Origin of the sequence: Burkholderia sp. Ac-20353 (genome assembly GCF_017104785.1) — a bacterium.
Classification (GTDB): Bacteria; Pseudomonadota; Gammaproteobacteria; order Burkholderiales; family Burkholderiaceae; genus Burkholderia.
Genome location: NZ_JAAGPL010000096.1, coordinates 23971 through 31601, shown reverse-complemented (window position 1 = coordinate 31601; position 7631 = coordinate 23971). Strand labels below are relative to the sequence as shown.

Sequence of the window (7631 nt, the reverse complement as noted above, 5' to 3'; positions counted from 1 at the left end):
CCACGACCACCCCACAGCTCTCCACCAGCTCCCACCCTCTTTCCCTGCACGCCGCTCTTCCGATCTCGGCGCGCGCGGTGCGCTGCGCGCACGCCCCTCGGACAGTTCGTCGAGCGACATGCCCGCGGCAGCGGCCGCCGACGGCGCGAGGTTGCCCGTCGTACGCATCGCCACGGTCTGCGCGGCGACTTCGTCGTCGAGCGGATTGCGCAGTGCAAGCGTCAGGTGGCCGCTCGCTTCGCCGAGCGTCAGCGCGTCGACCTGCGCCGTCGGCACCGCGAGCACGGCGGTACGCACGGCGCCCGTCGCGGTCCCGCCGCCGTCCTTGTCCGGCGTCGCATCGCCGAACGACAGCACACGCACCTTCGACAGCAGCAGGCGCGCCTGCGTATTGGGGATCTCCGCGCTCATCGGACCGCCCGAGGCGCCGTCGCGCCTCAGGTTCACGAACACATCGACGTAGTTGCCGGGCCGCAGCCGGTTGCCGACCGCATTGGTTTCGTCGACCTTGACCGCGACAGCCCGCTCGCCCGGCGCAACCTGATCCGCGAGCCCCGACGTCAGCGCGCCCTCGAGCACCGGCGACGCGGCAAGGATGTTGCCGGCCGGTACGCGGCCGACGAGTGCGGCCGGATCGCTGAACCCGCCCGTCGGCATGACCGGTGCTTGGCCCACCTTCAACGCGTCGGCGGGAATCGGCTGGCCGGCGGGCAGCACGCGTGCCGCCACCACGATCGGCACCGTCTTCACGGCCGCGGCCTGCGGCTGCGCGTCTGCCGGGCGGGCCGCGTGGCGTCCGAGCATCCACGCATAGAGCCCGAGGAGAATCGCGATTGCGATCAGCAGCCCGGCGATGATCTTCGTCAAGTGGTTAGCCATGGTGGGATATCGGTGCCCCGGTAAGTGTCGTTATTGATATGGACTGCAAGTCAAATGCGGAACGCGGTCGTTCGCTCCGTTCCGTCATAGATAGGTATCCGGGATCTGCACGGTCGCCGAACTCGTCAACGCATTGGGCAGCACCATGCCGAGCAGCGGGATGTTCGGCACCAGCGGCGAATCCTTGTACCGGTAAGTCACGGTCACCGTCACGCAATGCAGGTTGGCGTTGCTCGGGTCATAGCTGCACGACGCCGGCGTCGGAACCGGAACATCCACATACTGCTTGAGCCCCGGCGCGATATACGCGAGCGCCATGCCCTGCGCCTTTTGCGCTCGTGCGGTCAGCGCGGCCGTCGTCGTGGTTCCCGGCACGTAGTTCAGCGCCGCCCGCGCGCCCTCGCTCGCCGCCAGCGTGAGGTTCTGCTGAACCGCGAAGATCAGGCCGAAGGTGACGATCGCGTAAAAAATCAGGAAGAACATCGGAAACACGAGCGCGAATTCGACCGCGGTCGCACCGCGCTGGCGCCGCCGGGCGCGTGGGGAAAAATGTCGTTTCATCGTACGCCCCCCGAAACCACCAGATAACCGAGCCACGCGGCCGCAGGCAGCGTCAGGCATGCCGCATACGGCGTCGCGCGCCGTCCGCCGAGCACGAGCGCAGGTGCGCCGCGCTGCCACAGCGCACCGAACGAGGCTCCCGACAGCAGCACGAGCGCCAGCGCATGAATGCCCGCGGCAAGACTCGCAACGACCCAGAGCCCGAGCAGTGCGTGCACGCCGCACCACGCGCCGAGCACCGCGAATACCTTCACGTCCGCCGCGCCCATCACGCGAAATGCGAAAAACGGGAAAAGGCCGATCAGGCCGACCAGCATGCCGACTAATGCCTGCATGACGGACGTGCCGAACGGATTCGCGTGAACCAGCGTCGCACCGAATGCGCCGACGAGGCCAAACACGACGAGCACGTTCGGCACGCGGCGAAATCGGATATCACCCAGGGCGACAAGCATCGCCCAGGCGAAGAAAACCCCGGTACAGAATAGGAGTGCCATATGAAACCGCTTGAAACCGCTCGCAGACGCGGAAGCGGGCGAATCGCCGTGACGATTCGCCCGTTATTGCGACAAATCGCGAAGCTCAGCCTGCAGCGGTAGTCAGCTGTGAACCGATCGAATTGAAGAGGCCAACAATGTCGGTCTTGAGAGACGTGAGTGCCCCCACGATGCCGACGGCCACCAGACCCGCGATCAGACCATACTCGATCGCGGTAACCCCGTCTTCTTCCCGAAGGAAGCGAATCATCATTGCTTTCATATTTTTTTCCTCGTGCCTGAATCTATGTCTCTTTGGCCGCTTATACGTTGTCGTGTCCCGCATATTTGGCCTTGCCCCGCGTCGTTCGCCACATCAGCCGTGACGACAACCAGGTGCGCTTTCTTTATAGCTTGCCCCGACGGGTTTGTATCACCATTTGATGCAAGTTAACATTCGCGATAGGAACCCTCCTCGAACGTCGTGTACCAATTCGTACAATCCTTACACCCGCCACGAATCTTATATCCGATCCCCATTAATTTCCAACCCCTTTCAACGGCGGATCGAAAAAAATGACTCGAAGCACGGCGTATTTGTACGGCGTTCCGGTACGTCTTACACATAAGGATTAACGATAGGTTAGATGTGCACATCTAATCCATCAGTAAAACAGACGGACCCTCCTCCCCGGCTTTCGCACGCCCACGTTACGTCACGCCCGTAACGCGATTGATGTGACGTTACGTTACGGAGCCGCAGAAATCGTTCTCATTCGAGGACGCTCAAACAATTTCAACAATCTTTCAATTCGTATAAGTCCTTTTACCGAAAGGAATTGTCCCGTTTAAAGCAATTCATCGAACCGCCGACCATCGAAATGGCACGACAGTTGCAGAGTAGTCCGCGCATCACCCAACACAACACGGATTTAATGCGAGGACGAAATGGACATTCAGGTATTCCCTCATGGCGCGCTCCGGACGACTCTGATCACGGCCACCGTGGCAGCCATGCTCTCCCTCTCCGCATGCGGCGGCTCCGGTTCGATCAGCAAGGGCCTCGGCGGCTCGAACTCGGGCGCAAGCGATGCGCTTTCCACGTCCGGCGGCGGCAGCTCGGGCTCAACGAGCGGCACGTCGGGCGGTACGAGCGGCTCGTCGAGTGGCAGCACCAGTGGCTCGACGAGCGGAACCACGAGCGGGACGAGCAGCGGCACGAGCGGTACGTCGGGTGTGTCGTCGAACGCGGTGGGGAATGTCCTCGCAGGCAGCAGCAACCTCGTCACGAATGTCGGCTCGACCGTGTCGGGCCTCGGCACCGTCGTCGCCAGCCAGTCGCTGCCGGGCGTCAACCCGCAGACGACGCAAGCCGCGGGCGGCATCCTGCAAAGCGCGGGCGGCGCGGTGTCGGCGCTCGGCAACGGCATCGGCAACGGTCTCGGCCAGCTCGGCGCGGCCAAGGATCCGGTCGGCATCACGGTCGCCAGCACGGGCGGCGTGGTCAATCAGCTCGGCGGCGCTGTCACGCAGACCGGCAATCTCGTCACGAGCCTCGGCAGCGGTCCGCTGTCGCCGCTCGCGCCCGTCACCGGCGCCGTCGGCGGTCTCGTGTCGACGGTCGGCAACGCCGTCGCGAACGGTGGCAACACGCTCACCAACGCGCTGTCGACGGGCCCGGTCCAGCAAGTCACGCAGGCCGTCAGCTCCGCGATCACGCCGATCACGACGATGGTCGGCACGACGACCCAGACGATCGGCACCGCAACGGGCCTCGGCGCACCGCTCAACACCGTGCTCGGCACGCTCGGCAATGGCCTGAACCAGGCCGGCGCGCTGATCGCATCGACGGGCGGCAACCCGGTCACGACCGGCCTCGGCAACACCGTCTCGTCGACGGGCGGCACCGTGAAGGCAGTCGGCGGATTGCTGACCGGCGGCAGCGGCGCCACCAACCCGTTCGCGCCGCTCACGGGCATCGTTTCGACCGTCACCGGCGCACTCGGCGGCGCGACCGGCGGCAGCAGCAGCCCGCTTGCACCGGTCACCGGCCTCGTCTCGACCGTGACCGGCGCACTCGGCGGTGCAACCGGCGGCGCTGGCGGCAGCAGCCCGCTCGCACCCGTCACCGGCCTCGTCTCGACCGTGACCGGCGCACTCGGCGGTGCAACGGGCGGCACCAGCGGCGGCAACACGCTGGCGCCCGTCACGGGCGCCGTGTCCACCGTCACCGGCGCGGTCAGCGGCGTGACGTCCGGGCTGTCGGGCGGCACCGGCGCCGTCACGAACCCGGGCACGTCGTCGAATCCGCTCGCACCCGTCACGTCGCTGATCGGCGGCCTGCTCGGTGGCGTGCACGGCAAGTAAATCCGCTCGTTCCATTCATCGACAAGACAGCGAGGAGTCAATCATGTCCCAGCAACGTTCTCTCACGTCAGCCGCGCTGCGTCAGTGGCGCATCCCCGTCACCGCATTCGCGGCCGCCTGCGTGCTGGCCGCCTGCGGCGGCGGTGGCGTAAGCGCGCCGCCGACGACCAGCAGCAACAACGGCGGCAGCACGAGCGGCCCGAACCCGACGCCGCCCACCCCGACGCAGACGGGCACGACCGGTGTCGTCAACACGACCGGCCAGACCGCCACGGATCTCGGCAGCACGATCGGCGGCGTGAGCCTGCCGGTTCTCGGCAACGGCGTGACGCAAGGCCTCGGCAAAACCGTCTCCAGCACCGGCTCGATTCTCGGCGCGGCCGCTGACGCAGCGAGCAACGGGCTGGGACAGATCGGCTCCACGCAGAACCCGGTCGGCACGACGGTTGCCGGCCTCGGCAACGTCGTCGGCGCGACGGGCAACACCGTGTCCGGCCTGAGCCAGACCGTCAAGGCGCTCGGCTCGGGCCCGCTGTCGCCGCTCGCGCCCGTCACGACGCCTGTCGGCACCGTGCTCGACACGGTTGCCAACGGCCTTGGCGCCGCAGGCAACACGGTCGGCTCCGCGCTGTCGTCGGGCCCCGTTCAGCAGATCACGCAGCCGATCAGCTCGGCGATCACGCCGCTCGTGATCACCGCCGGCCAGCTCACGCAGCAGGTCGGCACGACGACCGGCCTCGGCCAACCCGTGTCCGGCCTGCTCGGCCAGATCGGCGGCGCCATCAGCTCGGCCGGCCAACAGGTTGCGGGCACATCGAAGCAGCCGCTCGTCGGCGATGTCGGCCAGCTGGTCAGCACGGTCGGCAACACCGTGACCAATGCAGGCGGCCTCGTCAATCCGAACGGCCCGAACGGCGCGGCACCGATTCCCGGCCTGATCACGAGCCTCGTCGGCGGCTCGACCGCGACGGTGCAGAACGGCTCGCCGAACGGCACGACGTCGGGTTCCGGCTCGACCAACCCGCTCGGCGGCCTGCTGTCGGGTCTCGGCTCGACGCCGGTCGGCGCGCCCGGCGGCAGCGCAACCTCGGGCGGCGCAAGCAATTCGCTGTCGCCGGTCGCGGGTCTTCTGGGCAATGCGGGCGGCAGCAATCCGCTTGCGCCGGTGACCGGTCTCGTCTCCACGGTGACCGGCGCATTGGGCAGCGCGGCGGGCGGCACAAGCGGGGCAAACCCTCTCGCGCCGGTTACCGGTTTGCTGAATACTGTCACCGGCACTGTGGGCGGCGCAGCGAGCACCGGGGGTACGTCGAACGCGCTCGCGCCGGTCACGTCGCTGGTCGGCGGCGCGACCAGCTCGACGTCGGGCTCCACGTCGGGCGGCGCGGCCGGCCTGCTCGCGCCGGTCACCGGCCTGCTCGGCACGCTGGGCAGCATCGGCAAGTAAGCACGACGGCCGCGCGTTCCCAGCCGGAGCGAACGCGCGGCCGACGACAGCACAACCGGCATTGCGGCACACGACGCGCGGCACCTCGAATGCCGCGCGCGAGCATTAGAAGACGATAAGCAAGGCCAACGAGGAAGAACAATGAAATCCAGATTCGATACATGGATGATGCTGCTCGCCATCACGGCAGCGGCAGGCACGGTGCATGCGCAGACACGCGTCGCCGGTAACCCGCTCGATTCCCTCCCCCAGATCAACGCGCCCAAGCAAGGGCCGAACGTGACCGTGCAGGTCGCGCCACAGGCGCCTCAGCTTCAGGAACTGCTGTCGCGTCACCTGACGCCTTCCACGTTCCAGGTCGAGGGCGTCAAGTCGGTGCCGTTCGAGGAGATCTCGCGCCGCTTCACGCCGCTGGTCGGCAAGGACATTACGATCGGACAACTGATCGAAACCGCGAACGGCGTGACGAAGCTGTACCAGGACCGCGGCTATGCGTTGTCGTTCGCGTTCATTCCCGCGCAGACCTTCGAGAACGGCGTCGTGCGCGTGACGGTCGTCGAAGGCTACGTATCCGACGTGAAGGTGACCGGCAAGCCCGGCGCGATGGAAGCGAAGATCCGCGCGATCGCCGCGCACATCACCGCCGACCGCCCGCTGCGCCGTGCGACGTTCGAGCGCTACGTCAATACGTTCGGCCTGCTGCCCGGCGTGTCCGTGAAGGCCAACGTGCCACCGCCGCAAACCACCGACGGCGCGACGACGCTCGAGCTGAACGTCGACCGCAAGCCGTTCAACGTCAGCACCGGGATCGACTTCAACCATCCGGGCGTGCAAGGCCTGATCACCGCGACCGAAAACGGCCTCACGTCGTTCGGTGAGCAACTGAGCATCTCCGCGCTCGTGCCACCGGGGCGCGACAAGCAGACCTACGTCGCGTTCAGCGGCGCGGTGCCGGTCGGCAGCAGCGGCCTCATCACGCGGCTCGACGCCAGCACGTACCGCGGCAAGCCGACCGACAACCCGGGACTGCCGTCGTATGTCGAGCGCACCGTGAAGAACGAGAAGCTCGGTCTTTCGGCATCCTATCCGCTTCTGCTGAACAACCAGCGCAGCCTGCTCGGCACGGTGTCCGGCTATGCGTCGCACAACGAGGATCGCTACCAGAACCGGATCAACGGCGTCACGCTCGACAACCGGTCGCAGGTGCGCGTACTGCAGCTGCAGCTCGACTACACGAGCGTCGACCCCAAACAGGTTCGCAAGCTGAGCGTCAACGTCGCGAAGGGCTTCGACATTCTCGGCGCATCGAAGTCGCAGGACATCACGTCCGGCACCACGACGGTATCGGTGCCGAGTCCGATCTCGCTGACGTTCGTGCGCACCGGCGCGACCTTCACGCAGACCAACGAATGGCCGTTCCGGATCGGCACGTCGGTCTCGCTGACGGGCCAGTACAGCCCCGATTCGCTGCCGACGTCCGAGCAGATCTCGTTCGGCGCGCAACGCTATGCGCTCGGCTACCAGCCGGGCGAGACGTCAGGTGATTCGGGATGGGGGATGTCGCTGGAGCTCAACCGTGCGTTCTCGCCCGGCTGGACCTACCTGAAGTCGATCACGCCGTACATCGCGTACGACATGGCGCGCATCTACCTGCATGCGGGCACGCCGCAGCCGAACCGGCTGTCGTCGGTCGGCCTCGGCGTGCGGCTGAGCGACAGCCGCTACTACAACCTCGACCTGTCCGTCGCGAAGCCGGTCGGCGACGCGCCGATCGAAAGCGCGTCACGCAGCCCGCGCATCAACGCCGCGTTCTCGTACCAGCTCAACTGATCGCGCCCCGTACAGCCCGCTGCGCGCGGGCTGTTTGGATTAGAGCCCCCTCTATCAAACGCGACGCGTGG

At 66.7% G+C, this 7631-nt stretch carries 7 protein-coding genes; 3 read left to right on the top strand and 4 right to left on the bottom strand.

Annotation, left to right across the window (positions count from 1 at the left end; genetic code table 11):
- From cpaB to G3N94_RS24630, 4 genes are all read right to left on the bottom strand, one after another.
- The coding region (gene cpaB / locus G3N94_RS24645) for a Flp pilus assembly protein CpaB (RefSeq protein WP_205795168.1) at positions 1 to 879 on the bottom strand (879 nt) is incomplete at its 3' end.
- An 84-nt stretch (positions 880 to 963) separates the two neighbouring features.
- Entirely contained in the window at positions 964 to 1440 is a 477-nt protein-coding gene (locus G3N94_RS24640) for a TadE family protein (RefSeq protein ID WP_205795167.1), read from the bottom strand.
- A complete protein-coding gene (locus G3N94_RS24635) occupies positions 1437 to 1937 on the bottom strand; it encodes a prepilin peptidase (RefSeq protein WP_205795166.1) in 501 nt (166 codons plus the stop codon). Before G3N94_RS24635 ends, G3N94_RS24640 begins: the two co-directional genes overlap by 4 nt.
- Positions 1938 to 2022: 85 nt before the next feature.
- Positions 2023 to 2199: a Flp family type IVb pilin gene (locus G3N94_RS24630; RefSeq protein WP_124601534.1), complete on the bottom strand. Its 177-nt coding sequence runs from the start codon at positions 2197 to 2199 to the stop codon at positions 2023 to 2025.
- A gap of 665 nt (positions 2200 to 2864) precedes the next feature.
- Between G3N94_RS24630 and G3N94_RS24625 the strand changes: the two genes are divergently transcribed.
- From G3N94_RS24625 to G3N94_RS24615, 3 genes are all read left to right on the top strand, one after another.
- Positions 2865 to 4283 carry a collagen-like triple helix repeat-containing protein gene (locus G3N94_RS24625; protein WP_205795165.1) on the top strand — a complete coding sequence of 473 codons (1419 nt, stop codon included), beginning with the start codon at positions 2865 to 2867 and terminating at the stop codon, positions 4281 to 4283.
- A 43-nt stretch (positions 4284 to 4326) separates the two neighbouring features.
- Positions 4327 to 5730 carry a collagen-like triple helix repeat-containing protein gene (locus G3N94_RS24620; RefSeq protein ID WP_205795164.1) on the top strand — a complete coding sequence of 468 codons (1404 nt, stop codon included), beginning with the start codon at positions 4327 to 4329 and terminating at the stop codon, positions 5728 to 5730.
- Between the two features lie 141 nt (positions 5731 to 5871).
- Positions 5872 to 7560, top strand: a complete 1689-nt coding sequence (locus tag G3N94_RS24615; protein WP_205795163.1) for a ShlB/FhaC/HecB family hemolysin secretion/activation protein — start codon at positions 5872 to 5874, stop codon at positions 7558 to 7560.
- The last annotated feature ends 71 nt before the right edge of the window (positions 7561 to 7631 follow it).